This window comes from Herbaspirillum sp. C7C8, from assembly GCF_022627875.1.
In the GTDB taxonomy this organism is placed as follows: Bacteria; Pseudomonadota; Gammaproteobacteria; order Burkholderiales; family Burkholderiaceae_D; genus Herbaspirillum.
Genome location: NZ_JABXGG010000035.1, coordinates 1 through 15,510 on the forward strand (window position 1 = coordinate 1; position 15,510 = coordinate 15,510).

Consider the following 15,510-nt stretch of genomic DNA (forward strand, 5'->3'; position numbering starts at 1 on the left):
TGCGGGAGTAGCTCAGTTGGTAGAGCGATACCTTGCCAAGGTATAGGTCGAGAGTTCGAGACTCTTCTCCCGCTCCAAATTGAAAGAGGAAGCCTTCGGGCTTCCTCTTTTCATTTCGGCACCCCATTTCATTGTGCTGTACCCCTGTCATTGCCCCGTACTCTTGCACAGCCTTGAGCGCACCATCCGGGCACTGCCTCGATCAGGCGGAACGCAGCGTCTTCCCTGCGGCGGGCAAGCGTGGTATTTCGGCATGTGCTCCATTGCCCAAGGTCAAAAATGTCGGCTATCAGTGATTGCCTGATTGCCACGGCCATCTTTCCCCACTACATTGCTGAGGCAGGGTTTGCCTGTCTAAATTATTTGTATCCGGGGGGGAAGGGGCATGGACAATTTTCAAAAAGAGATTGATGAAAGAACCAATCTCACCGCATCCAACAAATTCGAGCTGTTGTTGTTCCGTCTGGGGGCGGATCCTCACGGCGAGCGTTCCGAGCTGTTCGGCATCAACGTTTTCAAGATCCGTGAAATCGTTCCCATGCCGCCGGTGACCAAGGCGGCGGGCACGCAATCGCCGATGCTGGGCATGGTCAACATCCGCGGCCAGATCATTTCGGTGATCGACCTGCCGGCGGTGGTGGGCTGTGTGCCCAAGACCGGACTGAACATCCTGCTGGTCACCGAATATGCGCGCAGTACCCAGGCCTTTGCAGTCGAATCGGTGGACGAGATCGTGCGCCTGGAATGGAGTCAGGTCCTGTCAGCCGAAACCAGTAGCGGTGGTGCCTTCGTCACCAGCATCGCGCGCCTGGATCAGGACAAGGACACCAGTCGCCTGGCCCAGGTGCTGGACGTGGAGCAGATCCTGCATGAGATCATGCCCAGCGACCGCGACATGAAGATGGAACAGCTGGCAAAGAGCACCGGCCACGGCCTGCGCCCCGGTGCTGTGGCCATCGCTGCCGATGACTCCAAGGTGGCGCGTTCGCTCATCGAGCAGGGCTTGCGGGCCATGGAAATCCCGTTCGAGATGCACGTCACCGGCAAGGACGCCTGGGAAAAGATACAAAAGCTGGCCAGGGAAGCACGCGCCGAGGGCAAGCCGATTGCCGACAAGATCTCCTTCGTACTGACCGACCTGGAAATGCCGGAAATGGATGGTTTCACGCTCACGCGCAACATCAAGCGCGAGGATTTCCTGAAGAACATCCCCGTCATCATCCACTCCTCGCTCTCCGGTTCGGCCAACGAGGACCACGTCAAGAGCGTGGGGGGCGATGCCTATGTCGCCAAGTTCGAAGCCAACGAACTGGCCTCGACCATCTTCGGCGTACTCGACAAGGCTGCTGCCAGGGCCTGAAGCGGGGCGGCTGCGATCACCGGCAAGAAAGGGAGCCAAGGGAGCCTGCGGGCTCCCTTTCTTGTGGGCGCCGTGCCGCAGGCAGCGGCGATCTCGTATACTGACGCTCCCTTGATCCTGCCGCGCCCCGCGCGCCGAGCGTCCTTACATGCAGATTCCCGCCATTGCCTCTCCCTTCGATGCCACCCTGGCGTGCCGTCTGGAGGCGCGCATCAATGACAAGACCAAGCCCCTGGGCAGCCTCGGTACGCTGGAACGCCTGGCGCGCCAGATCGGCCTGATCCAGGGTAGCGATCATCCCGTGCTGCGCCAGAGCGCCATCGTGGTGTGCGCCGGCGACCACGGCGTGACTGCGGAGGGTATCTCGGCCTATCCGCAAAGCGTGACCTGGCAGATGGTCGAGAACTTCCTTGCCGGTGGCGCGGCGATCAATGTCTTTGCACGTCAGAACGAATGCGCGCTCTACATCGTCGATACCGGCGTCAATCACGATTTCGGCGTGCGCGACGGCCTGCTTGATCGCAAGATCGCGCCCGGTACCGCCAACTTCTGCCAGGCCCCCGCCATGACGGCGCAGCAATGCGCCTCTGCGCTGCAGGCCGGGATGCAGTTTGCCGAGGCGCTGCAAACGGATGTGCTGGGCTTCGGGGAAATGGGGATCGGCAATACCACCGCGGCGGCCGCGTTGATGGCTGCCTTTACCGGTGTGCCGGTGCAAGAATGCGTAGGGGCCGGTACCGGCCTGGATGCCCGGGGTATCGCCCGCAAGGCCGATGCCGTCACCCGTGCGCTGCACCTGCATGGCCGGGCGAGCGCACCGCTGGAACGTCTGGCGGCACTGGGCGGTTTCGAGATCGCCTTCATGACCGGCGCCATGCTCGCTGCTGCACGGCGGCGCAAGGTGTTGCTCATCGACGGCTTCATCGTGAGCTCGGCGCTGCTGGTGGCGGCCGCCTTGCAGCCGGCGGTGTTGGAGTACTGCGTGTTCTCGCATTGCTCCGACGAAGCCGGCCACCGCCGCATGCTGCAGCACCTGGGCGCCACGCCGCTCATGCAGCTGGACCTGCGCCTGGGCGAGGGCACCGGTGCCGCCCTGGCCTTGCCGCTGCTGCGTGCTGCGGTCAATTTCCTGGAACGCATGGCGACCTTTTCCTCGGCCAGCGTCAGCGAAAAGCATGTCTGAAAAAGAGTTCACCTCATCGCCACCACCGCACAGCACAGGGCTGCTGTACCAGTTGCGTCTGTTCTTCACGGCGCTGCAATTCTTCACACGGCTCCCTATCCCGCGCTGGGTGGGCTTTGAGCCGCACTGGCTGCAGCATGCCACGCGCTACTTCCCGCTGGTCGGCTGGATCGTGGCCTGGGCCTGCGCCCTGGTGTATCTGCTGGCGGCGCAGCTCTGGCCGCAGCCGGTGGCAGTGCTGCTGTCCACCGTCGCCGGTATCTGGCTCACCGGGGCGTTCCATGAGGACGGCTTCGCCGATGTCTGCGATGGCCTCGGCGGTGCGGTCAGCCGTGAGCGTGCGCTGGAGATCATGCGCGATTCGCGCCTGGGCAGTTATGGCGTGATCGGCATCATCGCGCTGTTGCTGACCAAGCTGGCGGCCTTGCAGGCGCTGCTGCCGTTGCAGGTGCTGGCGGTATTGGGCATGGCGCATCCGCTGTCACGCTGGCTGGCCACCTGCCTGATCTGGCGTATGGATTACGTGCGGGAAGAGGGCAAGGTCAAGCCACTGGCGCAGCAGATGCGTCATGGAGAATTTCTGCTGGCGACCGTGTTTGCGGTGCTGCCGGTGATGGGCGTGATCGTGCTGGGCATGATGTCCTGGCAACGCATCGTTGCCGGTGTGCTGCTGGCGGCGATGGCGGCAGCCTGGCTGGCCTGGCGATTCCAGCGGCGCCTGGGGGGCTATACCGGAGACGGCCTGGGCGCGGTCCAGCAATTGAGTGAAACGGCCTTTTATCTGGGCGCGCTGGCCACGCTGCCGTCCTGGTGGCGTGCCTGATCCATGCAGCTGCATTTGATTCGCCACCCTCAGCCTCAGCTGGACAAGCGCACCTGCTATGGGCGCAGCGACATCGCCGTCGCTCCCGACGCGCTGGCGCAAAGTGTGGCACAACTGCTGCCTCAGGTGCGGGCCCTGCCGCGCGACTGGCCTTGGGTCAGCAGCCCGCTGCAGCGCTGTGCGCGCCTGGCACAGGCACTGGCTACGGCAGTCGGGCAGCCTGCCCCGAGGCTGGATTCGCGCCTGCAGGAAATGGATTTCGGCCAGTGGGAGCTGCGCCTCTGGGACGATATTCCCTGGGCTGAAGTGGAGGCATGGAATGCCGACCTTGCCGGCTACCCGCCCGGCGGTGGCGAGACCTTGACCGCCGTTGCGCAGCGCATGTGGGCAGCCTTCAATGACCTGCTGGCGACATCGGCCGACGGCGCAGTTGTGGTCTGTCACGCCGGCACCGTCCGCATGCTGCACGCCTGTGTCGCATGGCGTGCAGAGCAGGGGACGGCAGCCCGGCCCGATGCAGACGCTTTCCGGGACATCGCCCTGCACGCCGCAGCCCATCGCGGCGAGATTGCCCATGCCCGCCTGCTTGCGCTGGACGCCTGCGCCACCTCCACCTCCACCCGCTAGGGTCCACGAGGCAGAGGCCTCCAGGTCTTTTTTTCATGCTTTCCATGATGCAGATTGCTTCGTATCAGGAATTCCCTCATACGAAGCATGTTGCTTTTGATTTATCATTTTTAACAAATGACAACATGTCAGCATTTTTCAGATTTTTGATGTTCAAGGTGAATCAAGATGGCAAGCAATGACAGCGGCAAGACCCTCCTCATCGTCGATGACAGCAAGGTGTCGCGCATGGTGATCAAGGCCAATGTCCTGGCCGTGCATCCTGACTGGCAGGTGATGGAAGCGGGAACGGGCGAGGAGGCCATCGCCCTGGTGCAGCAACGGGTACCCGACTACTGCACGATGGACATCAACATGCCCGGCATGCTCGGCACCGATGCGGCTGCCCATATCCTGCAAGCGCATCCGGCGGTGCGCATCGCGATCTTCTCGGCCAATATCCAGGAAGCAGTGCAGACCCGCGCCCAGCAGCTGGGCGCTCTGTTCGTGGCCAAGCCGGTCACGGAAAAATCGATCGGCCAGGCGCTGCAGCATTTCCGGGGCCAGTCGTGAGCATTCTCAACGAAATCGAGCGCGACGCTCTCACCGAGATCTTCAACGTCGGTGCCGGACGGGCGGCACAGAGTCTGTCCGAAATCGTCGGCGACGAGGTGCGGCTGTCGGTCCCCTCGGTGGAAGTGCTGCGTACCGGAGCCATCGACGAACGGGTGCTGCCGCGCTCGCGCGGACGCTTTGCCACGGTGAGCCAGAACTTCGATGGCCCCTTCGATGCGGAGGCGGTACTGCTCTTTACCGAGGATCGTGCGCTGTCCATCGTGCGCGACATGATGGGCTCGCAGATGAGCTTGGAGGATCTGGCCGAGTTCGAGCGCGAAGCCATGTGCGAGCTGGGCAACATCATCCTCAATGCCTGCCTCTCGGCCATGGCCGACATGCTGGAGATCACGCTCAACAGCGCCTTGCCGCAATACCTGGTGTCGTCCTCCGAGGATATCTCGATGCGTTTGGCCGGCGCGCAGGGCGAGGACAGCTTCGTGCTGGTGCTGCACATCGATCTGGTGATCGAGAAGCACCAGACCGATGGTCACCTCATCTTCCTGCTCAGTTCCACCTCGCTGCACGCATTGGTGGGGCACGTGCAGCGCTACCTGGGCAAGATCGGTCTGGCATGAGCACTGCCGTGGTACCGCGCTTCAGCGCCGAGGAGGTGCTCGATCAGCTCCACGGCGGCTTGATCATGCTCGATGCCGGACTGCACATCCTGCTCTGGAACGCCTGGGTGGCACGCCATAGCCGCGTACCGACGCAACAGGCACTGGGTGCGCGTCTGGACCAGGTGTTCGCGGAGCGCATCTCGCCGGCGCTGTTGCGGGCCATCGACAGCACCCTGGGCTATGGATTGCCGGCGGTGCTCTCCAGCGCCCTGCATCGGGCACCGCTGCCGCTGTACCCGGATCATGTCACCACCGCCACACCGGCGCGCATGGTGCAATCAGTGGTGCTCACTGCGCTGGATAACGCACGAGGAGAACGCCTGTGCCTGGTCCAGATCAGCGACGCCAGCAACTCCGTGCGCCGCGAGAAGATGCTGCAGTCGCACTCCGACGTGCTCAAGCGCCAGGTCGGCACCGACGGTCTGACGGGCATTCACAACCGCCGCCATTTTGATGAACACTACGCCCGGACCTTGCAGCGCATGGGGCAGGCGGGCGGGACCTTGTCGCTGTTCATGGTGGATGTCGATTTCTTCAAACACTACAACGATCATTACGGTCATGGACCTGGCGACCAGGTGCTCAAGCGCGTGGCGGCCGCCTTGCAGGGTCAGTTGCAGCGCCCGGGCGATCTGCTGGCGCGTTACGGAGGGGAAGAATTCATCCTGCTCATGGAAGGCCTGTCGCCCGGCCAGGCGGCCGAGGTGGGCGAATCGCTGCGCCAGACCGTACATGCGCTGGCCGAGCCGCATGCCAAGTCTCTGGTGGCGCACCGTGTAACCATCAGCATCGGGGTGTGCACCCGTCTGGTACAAAGCGACCCGGATGGACGCCTGCTCATGGCGGCCGCCGATGCGGCGCTCTACCGCGCCAAGCTGGGTGGCCGCAACAAGGTAGTGGCCACCGATTGAGCCCGCCGGCGGGCAGGTACTGAGGAAATTTCTTCACTTTTGTGTAAAACAAGAGCAATTTATAGGAAACCCTTGCTGAGCAAGCATGTCAGAAACAGTCGGCGTGCTTATCAACAGGCTTGTTCACAGCTTTTGTGGATAACTTGCCGTATGGCTTGGTTTCCGGGGGGGAACCGGCTGGCAGGGCGGGGCGGCGATTTTGCGTATAATGCGCATCCGTTCATGCTGACAAGAGCCTGGCGAACGGGGGGCGGATGCTGCCGGGCGATGCACCTTGTTTTTACTTTTTCCTTCACGATGGGTTTGATGCGCCGACTGCTGCTCCTGCTGCTGACTCTGCTGATCCCGCTGCAATTGCTGGCAGCCACGGGAGAGCCACAGCTGCGTGAACAGTTGCGCGAGCAGTTGCAGGTATCGCTTTCCGCAGCATCGCAGGGGGGCGGACATGTCGGCGAACAGGTCTGTCAGGCGGCGGCTGCCAGTTCCTGGCACGCTGCGGCAGATCTCCTTGGTGCCGCTATCGCACCGGCCGATGAACTTCCGTCCGGTACCGACGACGATGACCAGCCCACCGCTCAGGGCGAGCTGGAAGATCCGGCCTTGCCGGCGCCCATCGCCACGCCCGGACTGCACTGGTTTCCGTTTCCCCACGCCTTTGCGGCAAGCCTGAACTGGTCGTCCTACCTGCACGACCAGTTGCGTCCTCCTCCATTGGCCTGAGCCTTCCCTGGTGCGCCACTGCCGCAGGGCAGGACGCAGACGCGGCGGCACCCTTGTACGCCATCGCGCCATTCCCATCATTGCTTCCCATTGTCTGACCCGCCGTGCCGCCGGACGTGCACGGCACCTTTTCGTTTACCAGGAAAAACCATGAAACGCATTGTTCTGTTCCTCGTCACCAACCTGGCCGTGATGCTGGTCTTGAGCTTCACCGCCAGTCTGCTCGGTGTGAACCGCTACCTCACAGCCAACGGTCTCAACTTCGGCATGCTGCTGGTGTTTTGCGGCCTGATGGGGTTTGGCGGTTCCTTCATTTCGCTGTTCATGTCCAAGACCATCGCCAAGTGGTCCACCGGCGCGCGCGTGATCGAGCAGCCGCAGAATTCCACCGAGCTGTGGCTGCTGCAGACCGTCCAGACCCTGGCCACCCGCGCCCAGCTGCCCATGCCGGAAGTGGCGGTCTATGACGGCCCGCCCAATGCCTTTGCCACCGGCGCCAGCAAGAGCAATTCGCTGGTGGCGGTGTCCACCGGCCTGCTGCAAGGCATGACCAAGGAAGAAGTGGAAGCCGTGCTGGCCCATGAAGTGGCCCACATCGCCAACGGCGACATGGTCACGCTGACCCTGATCCAGGGCGTGGTCAATACCTTCGTGATGTTCTTCGCGCGCATCGTCGGCTACTTCGTCGACTCTTTTTTGCGCCGCAACAACGAAGAGAACAGCGGCCCCGGCATCGGCTACATGGTGACCGTGTTCGTCTGTGAAATCGTCTTCGGCATCCTGGCCAGCATCATCGTCATGTACTTCTCGCGTCAGCGCGAATACCGCGCCGACGCCGGTGCCGCAGCCCTGATGGGCAGCAAGGTGCCGATGATGAACGCGCTGCGCCGCCTGGGTGGCCTGCAGTCCGATGGCCTGCCGCAGAACTTGCAGGCCTCCGGCATCTCCGGCCGTGAGTCGTGGCTGGGCCTGTTCTCCAGCCACCCGCCGCTGGAGTCGCGCATCGCCGCCCTGCAGGCTGCACGTTGATGCCATGCTGGCGGACCGCACCGCGCCAAGTGCGGCCCGCCAGCGGCGGCGCCTGCGTGGCTGTCATGCCCGCGTATTCATGCGCGTGTTAGTCTTTGTGAAGCTTCCTGCCTGAGTTTGCGCGCAGGCAGGAAGCCGTCCGGCAGCCAGTGACACAGTCATCTCCAACAAATTCATCCACCTTAGAAAGGAATCCTGACTGATGCCCCATCACACTCCCCTGATCGCCACCATTGTCGCCGGCCTGGTCCTGGCTTTCATCTTCGGGACCCTGGCCCATCGTCTGAAGATGCCGCCCCTGATCGGCTATCTGGTAGCCGGTATCGCCATCGGCCCCTTCACGCCTGGCTTCGTGGGCGACGCCGACCTGGCCCAGGAACTGGCCGAGATCGGGGTGATCCTGCTGATGTTCGGCGTCGGTCTGCACTTTTCCCTGAAGGACCTGCTGTCGGTCAAGAACATCGCCATTCCAGGTGCAGTGGCGCAGATCGCCATCGCCACCTTGCTCGGCATGGGCCTGGGCTGGCTGCTGGGCTGGCCGTTCGGTGAGGGCTTCCTGTTTGGCCTGGCGCTGTCGGTGGCCAGTACCGTGGTGCTGTTGAAGGCATTGCAGGAACGTCGCCTGGTCGAAACCCAGCGCGGCCGCATTGCCGTGGGCTGGCTGATCGTCGAGGATATCGCCATGGTGCTGGCGCTGGTGCTCATTCCTGCGCTCTCCGGCATCCTGGGGGGCAAGGGCGAGGCGCTTTCCGGCAACGCCGTGCTGCTGACCCTGGGGCTGACGCTGGGCAAGGTGGTGGCCTTCGTGGCGGTGATGCTCATCGTCGGACGTCGCGTCATTCCGTGGATTCTGGAACGCATCGCCGATACCGGCTCGCGTGAACTGTTCCGCCTGGCCGTGCTGGCCATTGCACTGGGCTTTGCGCTGGGATCGGCTTACGTGTTTGGCGTGTCCTTTGCACTGGGCGCCTTCTTTGCCGGCATGATCCTCTCCGAATCCGAACTGAGCCACCGCGCCGCCGAAGAATCGCTGCCCCTGCGTGATGCCTTCTCGGTGCTGTTTTTCGTCTCCGTGGGCATGCTGTTCGATCCCTCGATCCTGGTGCGCGAGCCCCTGCTGGTGCTGGCGACGGTGCTCATCATCGTGGTCGGCAAGTCGGCCGCCGCCTGGCTGATCGTGCGCGCATTCGGTCACCCGAATTCGACGGCGCTGACCATTTCGGCCAGCCTGGCGCAGATTGGTGAATTTTCTTTCATCCTGGCCACACTCGGCCTGTCGCTGGACCTGCTCTCGCCGATGGCGCGCGATCTGATCCTCGGGGGCGCCATCCTGTCGATCCTGATCAATCCGCTGCTGTTCTCGCTGCTGGACCGCTACGAGGCGCGCCAGGCCGAGCCCGCCGACGTGCAGGACGTGCCGCCTACGGTCGATCTGCAGGACCACGTGGTGCTGGTCGGTTATGGCCGCGTCGGTCGGGGGATCGGTGAGCAGTTGCGTGCGCAGGGCAAGCCCTTCGTGGTGATCGAGGCGCAGCGTGAGCATCTCGATGCACTGCGCCAGGATGGCGTGCCGGCGCTGTACGGCAATGCCGCCCAGAGCGAACTGTTGCAGGCCGCCGCCGTGGAGCGGGCGCGCTGGCTGCTGGTGGCGATTCCCGAAGTCTTCGAAGCCGGCCAGGTGATCGAGAATGCACTGGAACTCAATGCCGCACTGAAGGTGGTGGCGCGCGCCCACTCCGATGCCGAGATCGAACACCTGGAAAAGCATGGCGCCCAGCACGTCATCATGGGCGAGCGCGAGATCGCGCGAGGCATGCTGGACTCGGTAGGGCAGGGGATCTAAGCATTCTTCACATTGCGCTTAACGTTTGTGAAGCATTTGCTTACAACCCTTACGGCTTTCGCCTAGAGTTGTCAGGAATCGGCGGATATAGTCACGCTACGTCATTCAGAACAACGAGGAGCTATCGTGAAAAAGTCGATTTCCCTGATGGCCGGCATGGCTGTGTTTGCTGCGGTTGCCGGTCTGTCCGCAGCACCGGCCATGGCCGGACATGTGTCCATCGGCGTCAATATCGGCGTGCCCGCTTACGTGGCTCCGCAGCCTGTGTACGTGCAGCCGGCGCCCGTGTATGCGCCACCGCCGGTGTATGTGCGCCCGGCACCGGTCTACGTGCGTCCGGCACCGGTTTATTACGCACCGGCACCGGTGTATGTGGAGCGTGGCTACCCTCGTGGCCATCACCGCCACTGGCACCGTCCGCCGCCGCCCCCGGGCTACGGCTACTGGGGGCGTTGATTCCCGGGCAGCAGGCAAGAGAAATGGCGGCTTCGGCCGCCATTTTTGCGTTCATCCCGGCGCCGATGGCTTGCCGGAGCGGCTGATGCCTTATTTCTTGGCGGGCGCGGTGTCGTCATCGACGTCCACCAGCAGATAGCGTTCGGCCGCCCCAAAGAAGCGGTCATAGAAATCCGGCGAGCGGATGGTTTCGCTGGAGACGCGCACCATCGAATCATCGCTGGCGGCAAAGGGCATCGAGACCGAGCCCAGTACGCTCACACCCAGGCTGGCCGAGCTGTTGCTCTTCTTGATACCGTAGCCATCCTGGGTGGCGCTGGCGAACATGGTCGAGCTCTTGCCGTTGCCATTGGAGGCGCAGACCACGTGGAAGGCGATTTCCATGTGCTTGTCGCTGGCCGGTTGGAAGCTCTTGTTGCCATCCAGAGTGTTGTCGGAAGACTTGCTGATCACATAGCCCTGGCCCAGCAGTGCGCGCCGGGCCGCTTCGCAGACCGCTTTCTCGCTGCCGGGGAAGCTGCGCGAGAAGGCGCTGGTATCGCTGAATTCCTCCTGATGATAGAAGGCGGTCTTGCCAGTGGTGCAGGCGGTCAGGCCCAGAGTGGCGGTGGTGATGACGAGAAACGGGATAGAAAAGCGCAGGCGCGGCATGCAGCGGATCTCCAGCAACGGTGAAGGGTGGCGTGAATTGTAAAGGATTCACGAAGCGCAGGGTTTGGGCGGATGGTAAAGATCGGTAACAGATGACCTATCACCTGATGAGAACAGCAAACGAAGACACGCGCAGGTCATCATCAGGAAGGTAAAATCACTTGTCGAATTGCCTGACTGAAAGTAATGTTAGGCCAACAAAGGGAGTGGTCTTCCATCGGGACGATCATGAATCTGCCGGGGATGCCTGGCAAATTCGCAACCGGCCTCGTCAAGGAACATGGATAAAAATCAGAAAGCGGAATTGGAGCGCATCCAGCGAGAGTTGGTGGACGCACACAATAAGGCTGCGTGGCAGATGGCCGCGACCATCATCAAGGCTTCGCTGGTCAAGAACGGCATGGACCAGCCGCCCACACCGGCCGAACTGGCCGCGCTCAACGCCACCATTACCAATCTGCGCAGTGTGGCCGAGGATGCCTTGGAGTTGCTCAAGCGCTGAGTCACTCGGCTCGTCCAGGAAACCCGCCTGCGGTGGTCTGAGCCTGAAGAAGAATGATTGGCGGTGTCTGGTGTCTGGTGCCTGAGGCCGGGGTCGAACCGGCACGCCCCCTTCCGGGTAAGCGGCGGATTTTAAGTCCGCTGTGTCTACCAATTTCACCACTCAGGCATGAGGGATGCCGGCGAGGGCCGCCGGAAAAGGGACGCATTATAGCAGCGACTTGTGCTGCATCATTTGTTTTTTCCTGCGGAAAATTCTGAATTTTTCTTGAAGCGGCAACAGTGATGTCCGATGGCCTGTTTGCACTGGCCAGACAGCATTCCCTCCTGTTCCGGCTTGCCATTTCCAGCCGACAAGCTGTCCTGAAAGGGTAGAATGACGGCTTCGTTCATCTGGAAAGCCCTCACCATGACTGAAGCCGTAGTCAAGACAGTGCAGTGCATTTCTCCCGCCGGCCTGCACACCATGGCCTACAAGGAGTGGGGCGATGCGCGCAATCCCAATGTACTGGTGTGCGTGCATGGCGTCACCCGGGTCTCCGACGATTTCGACCGCATGGCCCGCGAGCTCTGCGATACCTATCGGGTGATCTGCCCCGACGTGGTCGGACGCGGCCGTTCCGGCCGTCTGGCCAATGCGCAGTTCTATACGGTGCCGCAATACGTGAGCGACATGGTGACCCTGCTGGCGCGCGCCGACGCCGAGATCGTCGACTGGTTCGGCACCTCCATGGGCGGTCTGATCGGCATGGGCCTGGCCTCGCTGCCGGGCAACCCCATCCGCCGCCTGGTGCTCAACGACATCGGTCCGTCCATCAACGGTGCCGCGCTGGCGCGTATCGGCGACTACATCGGCCAGGACGTGCGCTTCGATACCTTCGAGGAAGCCGCCCAGTATATTCGGACCATTTCGGCCAGCTTCGGTCAGCACAGTGATGAAGAATGGCACAAGCTGGCCAAGGACGTGCTGCGCCAGAATGAAGAGGGAAAGTGGGTGCGCCACTACGACCTGGGTCTGGCGGTCCCCTTCAAGCTGACCACGCCGCAAGCCGCCACGGCGGCCGAGCAGATGCTGTGGGCGGCCTATGACGCCATCGCCTGTCCGACCCTGCTGGTACGCGGCGCCCAGTCCGACCTGCTGCTGCCGGAAGTGGCGCAGGAGATGACGCGTCGCGGCCCCAAGGCCAAGCTGGTGGAGTTGCCCGATGTGGGCCACGCACCGACCTTCATGCACGCCCCGCAGATCGAGGTGGCGCGGCAGTTCCTGCTGGGCTGAGCCGTCGCCCCGCACGCATCGCATCCATTTTTGTCATTGCCGGCGCCGTCGGGCGCCGGGTTTTACTACGAAGGAAATTTCATGTCCGTACAACGTCTGCACGTCGGCAAGCGTCTCTCCGAAGTCGCCATCCACAACGGTACCGTCTACCTGGCCGGCCAGATCGCCGAAGACGCCACCCAGAACATCGAAGGCCAGACCCGCGAAGTGCTGGGCCATATCGACCGTCTGCTGGCCGAGGCCGGCAGCGACAAGACCAAGATTCTTTCGTGCCAGATCTTCCTGTCCGATGTGAAGGATTTTGCCGGCATGAACGCGGTCTGGGATGAGTGGGTCGCGCCCGGCAACGCGCCGCCGCGCGCCACTGTTGAAGCCAAGCTGGCCCGTCCCGAACTGCTGGTGGAAATCATCATCGTCGCGGCCCAGAAGTAAGCAGGTATGGTTTCGGTAGCAAGTACCCAGGGCGAGGGCCTGGCAGCCATTACCGCCGGTCTCGGCCCTGACGATGTCGCGCGGGTCGAGCAGGCACTGGCCGAACTCGAGCCGCTCTATGCCGACAGGCAGATCCTGTCCGGGCAGAATGCGCTGCAGTTCGCCGTCTCGGTAGCCACCGTGCTCACTGCGCTCAACGTCGATGCCGCCACCCGCATCGCCGGCCTGGCTTTCGAGGCGCAGATGCTGCATCCCGAGCTGGACGAAAAGCTGGAAGAACGCTTCGGCAAGGAAATTGCCGAGCTGGTGGGCAATGTGCGCCAGTTGATGCGCTTTCACAGCCTGAGCTTCCAGCCCCAGCACCAGGAAGTCCTGCGCGGCAAGAACGCCGCCCAGCAGGCCGCCGCCCAGGTCGAAACCTTGCGCAAGATGCTGCTGGCCATGGCCACCGACATGCGCGCGGTGCTGGTGCGCCTGGCCTCGCGCGTGGCGACCTTGCGCTACTTTGCCGAGACCAAGCAAGAGAACGAAGCCAGCGCGCAGTACGCACGCCAGACCTTTGACCTCTACGCGCCGCTGGCCAACCGGCTGGGCATCTGGCAGTTGAAGTGGGAGCTGGAAGACCTGTCATTCCGCTTCCTGGAGCCGGCGACCTACAAGCGCATCGCCAAGATGCTGGAAGAAAAGCGCCTGGAGCGCGAAGCCTTCGTCGCCAACGCGATTGAGCGCCTGCGCGCCGAGATGGCGGCGCAGGACATTCGCGCCGAAGTCAGCGGGCGACCCAAGCACATCTACAGCATCTGGAACAAGATGCGCGGCAAGTCCATCGATTTTTCCGAGCTCTATGATGTGCGCGCCTTCCGTGTCATCGTCGACGATGTGAAGACTTGCTATTCGGTGCTGGGCATCGTGCACAACATCTGGACGCCGATTCCGGAAGAGTTCGATGACTACATCTCGCGTCCCAAGCAGAACGGCTACCAGTCGCTGCATACGGTAGTCATGGCCGAGGATGGCCGGGCGCTGGAAGTGCAGATCCGTACGCACGAGATGCACCACTTCGCCGAATACGGCGTGGCGGCGCACTGGCGCTACAAGGAAAGCGGTGGCTCGAATTTCTCGGCGCAGAAATATGACGAGAAAATCGCCTGGCTGCGTCAGCTGCTGGCCTGGAAGAATGAAGTCACCGATGCCGTGGTGGATCAGGAAGAAGTCCGTCGCGACTGGGTGCAGAAGCTCAAGTCGGCCACGCTGGACGAGCGCATCTACGTGCTCACGCCGCAGGCGCGAGTGATCGAACTGCCCAGCGGCGCCACGCCCATCGACTTTGCCTACCACCTGCACAGCGACGTCGGCCACCGCTGCCGCGGCGCGCGGGTGGATGGTGTGATGGTGCCGCTGAACACCCCCCTCAAGAACGGCCAGACGGTGGAAATCATCACCGCCAAGAGTGGCGCTGGCGTGGGTCCTTCGCGCGACTGGCTGGGTGCCGGCTATGCCGCCAGTTCGCGTACGCGCTCCAAGATCCGCGCCTGGTTCAATGCCATCGAGCAGCAGGAAACCTTGTCGGTAGGCCGTGGCCTGCTGGAAAAGACCTTGCAGCGCGAAGGCAAGACCGCCGTCAATCTCGAAGAGCTGGCGCAGAAGCTGGGTTTCGACAAGGTCGATGATCTCTGTCTGGCGCTGGCCAAGGAAGAATTCAGCCTGCGCCACGTCGAGCAGGCGCTGCACGAAGGCGAGGAAAAGAAGCCGGAGATTGACGACGAAGCCCTGATCACCCGCAAGAGCCGCGCCTCCAGCATCGTCCAGGGCGCCAAGTCGGGGGTGCTGGTGGTGGGGACCGATGGTCTGCTGACCCAGCTGGCACGCTGCTGCAAGCCGGCCCCGCCGGATGTGATCGCTGGGTTCGTCACACGTGGCAAGGGCGTTTCCATCCATCGGGTCAATTGCAAGAATTTCGCCGAGATGAGCCTGCATGCGCCCGAGCGCGTCATCCAGACCACCTGGGGGGCACCGGCGCGCGATACGGTGTATCCGGTCGATATCTTCGTGCTGGCCAGTGATCGCCAGGGTCTGCTGCGGGATATCTCGGATATCTTCCTGCGCGACAAGATCAATGTGATCGGGGTCAGTACGCAAAGCGTGAAGGGCCATGCACGCATGGCCTTCACCGCCGAGATCGGGTCGACCGAGCAGTTGCAGAAGGCCTTGACGGTCATTCGCGAGGTCAAGGGCGTGATCGAGGCCAAGCGGCAGTAGTTCGCCGGGCAGCAGGAATGGCGAGAGGATGGCGGGGAGGGTGGCCGGATGCTTGGTGAAACAGGCGGACTATTTTTAATTTTTTATCATTTTCATCATTTACCCCTTGGCAAATTTTGAAAAGCCTCCTATACTCTCGCTTCTTCGTTAGGCGCGTAGCTCAGCTGGTTAGAGCACTACCTTGACATGGTAGGGGTCGTTGGTTCGAGTCCAATCGTGCCTACC

17 protein-coding genes and 3 tRNA genes are annotated in these 15,510 nt (G+C 62.6%); 17 read left to right on the forward strand and 3 right to left on the reverse strand.

The genetic code is table 11. From position 1 onward, the window contains the following. Window position 1: 1 nt before the first annotated feature. The 12 genes from HWE01_RS22195 to HWE01_RS22250 all read left to right on the forward strand — a co-directional run bounded on the left by HWE01_RS22195 (window position 2) and on the right by HWE01_RS22250 (window position 10,166). Window positions 2–77 (forward strand) — tRNA-Gly (locus HWE01_RS22195). Between the two features lie 308 nt (window positions 78–385). Beyond that, the gene (locus tag HWE01_RS22200) at window positions 386–1,360 is read left to right on the forward strand and encodes a chemotaxis protein (protein ID WP_008327994.1); all 975 of its coding nucleotides are present in this window, start codon (window positions 386–388) and stop codon (window positions 1,358–1,360) included. 148 nt (window positions 1,361–1,508) lie between these two features. Then, window positions 1,509–2,543, forward strand: a complete 1,035-nt coding sequence (cobT, locus tag HWE01_RS22205; protein WP_241822911.1) for a nicotinate-nucleotide--dimethylbenzimidazole phosphoribosyltransferase — start codon at window positions 1,509–1,511, stop codon at window positions 2,541–2,543. Beyond that, complete coding sequence (locus HWE01_RS22210) at window positions 2,536–3,366, forward strand: adenosylcobinamide-GDP ribazoletransferase (protein WP_241822912.1); 831 nt, start codon at window positions 2,536–2,538, stop codon at window positions 3,364–3,366. Before cobT ends, HWE01_RS22210 begins: the two co-directional genes overlap by 8 nt. Window positions 3,367–3,369: 3 nt before the next feature. Next, the gene (locus HWE01_RS22215) at window positions 3,370–3,993 is read left to right on the forward strand and encodes a histidine phosphatase family protein (protein WP_241822913.1); all 624 of its coding nucleotides are present in this window, start codon (window positions 3,370–3,372) and stop codon (window positions 3,991–3,993) included. 168 nt (window positions 3,994–4,161) lie between these two features. Then, entirely contained in the window at window positions 4,162–4,545 is a 384-nt protein-coding gene (locus tag HWE01_RS22220; RefSeq protein ID WP_008327999.1) for a response regulator, read from the forward strand. After that, window positions 4,542–5,165 carry a chemotaxis protein CheC gene (locus HWE01_RS22225; RefSeq protein ID WP_175342408.1) on the forward strand — a complete coding sequence of 208 codons (624 nt, stop codon included), beginning with the start codon at window positions 4,542–4,544 and terminating at the stop codon, window positions 5,163–5,165. The genes HWE01_RS22220 and HWE01_RS22225 overlap by 4 nt, the downstream gene beginning before the upstream one ends. Next, on the forward strand, window positions 5,162–6,118 hold the full coding sequence (locus HWE01_RS22230; RefSeq protein ID WP_241822914.1) for a GGDEF domain-containing protein: 957 nt from the start codon (window positions 5,162–5,164) through the stop codon (window positions 6,116–6,118). The genes HWE01_RS22225 and HWE01_RS22230 overlap by 4 nt, the downstream gene beginning before the upstream one ends. A gap of 306 nt (window positions 6,119–6,424) precedes the next feature. Beyond that, entirely contained in the window at window positions 6,425–6,838 is a 414-nt protein-coding gene (locus HWE01_RS22235) for a hypothetical protein (protein WP_241822915.1), read from the forward strand. 150 nt (window positions 6,839–6,988) lie between these two features. Then, window positions 6,989–7,867, forward strand: coding sequence for a protease HtpX (gene htpX, locus HWE01_RS22240; RefSeq protein WP_008328006.1), 879 nt, complete (start codon window positions 6,989–6,991; stop codon window positions 7,865–7,867). A 202-nt stretch (window positions 7,868–8,069) separates the two neighbouring features. Then, complete coding sequence (gene ybaL, locus HWE01_RS22245) at window positions 8,070–9,710, forward strand: YbaL family putative K(+) efflux transporter (protein ID WP_008328008.1); 1,641 nt, start codon at window positions 8,070–8,072, stop codon at window positions 9,708–9,710. 126 nt (window positions 9,711–9,836) lie between these two features. After that, window positions 9,837–10,166, forward strand: coding sequence for a hypothetical protein (locus HWE01_RS22250; protein ID WP_008328010.1), 330 nt, complete (start codon window positions 9,837–9,839; stop codon window positions 10,164–10,166). A 90-nt stretch (window positions 10,167–10,256) separates the two neighbouring features. Here HWE01_RS22250 and HWE01_RS22255 read toward each other — a convergent pair whose 3' ends face one another. After that, complete coding sequence (locus tag HWE01_RS22255) at window positions 10,257–10,817, reverse strand: DUF2242 domain-containing protein (RefSeq protein WP_034350206.1); 561 nt, start codon at window positions 10,815–10,817, stop codon at window positions 10,257–10,259. A gap of 328 nt (window positions 10,818–11,145) precedes the next feature. Between HWE01_RS22255 and HWE01_RS22260 the strand changes: the two genes are divergently transcribed. After that, entirely contained in the window at window positions 11,146–11,319 is a 174-nt protein-coding gene (locus HWE01_RS22260; protein ID WP_237713527.1) for a hypothetical protein, read from the forward strand. 75 nt (window positions 11,320–11,394) lie between these two features. Here the strand turns inward: HWE01_RS22260 and HWE01_RS22265 are convergent. Then, window positions 11,395–11,487, reverse strand: a tRNA-Leu gene (locus tag HWE01_RS22265). A gap of 62 nt (window positions 11,488–11,549) precedes the next feature. Next, the gene (locus HWE01_RS22270; protein ID WP_241822916.1) at window positions 11,550–11,711 is read right to left on the reverse strand and encodes a hypothetical protein; all 162 of its coding nucleotides are present in this window, start codon (window positions 11,709–11,711) and stop codon (window positions 11,550–11,552) included. A gap of 16 nt (window positions 11,712–11,727) precedes the next feature. Between HWE01_RS22270 and HWE01_RS22275 the strand changes: the two genes are divergently transcribed. The 4 genes from HWE01_RS22275 to HWE01_RS22290 all read left to right on the forward strand — a co-directional run bounded on the left by HWE01_RS22275 (window position 11,728) and on the right by HWE01_RS22290 (window position 15,508). After that, window positions 11,728–12,594 carry an alpha/beta fold hydrolase gene (locus HWE01_RS22275; protein ID WP_241822917.1) on the forward strand — a complete coding sequence of 289 codons (867 nt, stop codon included), beginning with the start codon at window positions 11,728–11,730 and terminating at the stop codon, window positions 12,592–12,594. Between the two features lie 81 nt (window positions 12,595–12,675). After that, window positions 12,676–13,026 carry a RidA family protein gene (locus HWE01_RS22280; RefSeq protein ID WP_008328017.1) on the forward strand — a complete coding sequence of 117 codons (351 nt, stop codon included), beginning with the start codon at window positions 12,676–12,678 and terminating at the stop codon, window positions 13,024–13,026. A gap of 6 nt (window positions 13,027–13,032) precedes the next feature. Then, entirely contained in the window at window positions 13,033–15,285 is a 2,253-nt protein-coding gene (locus HWE01_RS22285) for a RelA/SpoT family protein (RefSeq protein WP_241822918.1), read from the forward strand. 149 nt (window positions 15,286–15,434) lie between these two features. Beyond that, window positions 15,435–15,508, forward strand: a tRNA-Val gene (locus tag HWE01_RS22290). Window positions 15,509–15,510 lie beyond the last annotated feature (2 nt).

What these genes read in the sequence shown, in the direction of transcription:
- HWE01_RS22285 (WP_241822918.1), top strand. Translation starts at nt 13,033, where the DNA reads ATGGTTTCGGTAGCAAGTACCCAGGGCGAGGGCCTGGCAGCCATTACC.
- HWE01_RS22270 (WP_241822916.1), bottom strand. Translation starts at nt 11,711, where the DNA reads ATGAACGAAGCCGTCATTCTACCCTTTCAGGACAGCTTGTCGGCTGGA.
- ybaL (WP_008328008.1), top strand. Translation starts at nt 8,070, where the DNA reads ATGCCCCATCACACTCCCCTGATCGCCACCATTGTCGCCGGCCTGGTC.
- cobT (WP_241822911.1), top strand. Translation starts at nt 1,509, where the DNA reads ATGCAGATTCCCGCCATTGCCTCTCCCTTCGATGCCACCCTGGCGTGC.
- HWE01_RS22275 (WP_241822917.1), top strand. Translation starts at nt 11,728, where the DNA reads ATGACTGAAGCCGTAGTCAAGACAGTGCAGTGCATTTCTCCCGCCGGC.
- HWE01_RS22210 (WP_241822912.1), top strand. Translation starts at nt 2,536, where the DNA reads ATGTCTGAAAAAGAGTTCACCTCATCGCCACCACCGCACAGCACAGGG.
- HWE01_RS22235 (WP_241822915.1), top strand. Translation starts at nt 6,425, where the DNA reads ATGCGCCGACTGCTGCTCCTGCTGCTGACTCTGCTGATCCCGCTGCAA.
- htpX (WP_008328006.1), top strand. Translation starts at nt 6,989, where the DNA reads ATGAAACGCATTGTTCTGTTCCTCGTCACCAACCTGGCCGTGATGCTG.
- HWE01_RS22255 (WP_034350206.1), bottom strand. Translation starts at nt 10,817, where the DNA reads ATGCCGCGCCTGCGCTTTTCTATCCCGTTTCTCGTCATCACCACCGCC.
- HWE01_RS22220 (WP_008327999.1), top strand. Translation starts at nt 4,162, where the DNA reads ATGGCAAGCAATGACAGCGGCAAGACCCTCCTCATCGTCGATGACAGC.
- HWE01_RS22215 (WP_241822913.1), top strand. Translation starts at nt 3,370, where the DNA reads ATGCAGCTGCATTTGATTCGCCACCCTCAGCCTCAGCTGGACAAGCGC.
- HWE01_RS22230 (WP_241822914.1), top strand. Translation starts at nt 5,162, where the DNA reads ATGAGCACTGCCGTGGTACCGCGCTTCAGCGCCGAGGAGGTGCTCGAT.
- HWE01_RS22280 (WP_008328017.1), top strand. Translation starts at nt 12,676, where the DNA reads ATGTCCGTACAACGTCTGCACGTCGGCAAGCGTCTCTCCGAAGTCGCC.
- HWE01_RS22200 (WP_008327994.1), top strand. Translation starts at nt 386, where the DNA reads ATGGACAATTTTCAAAAAGAGATTGATGAAAGAACCAATCTCACCGCA.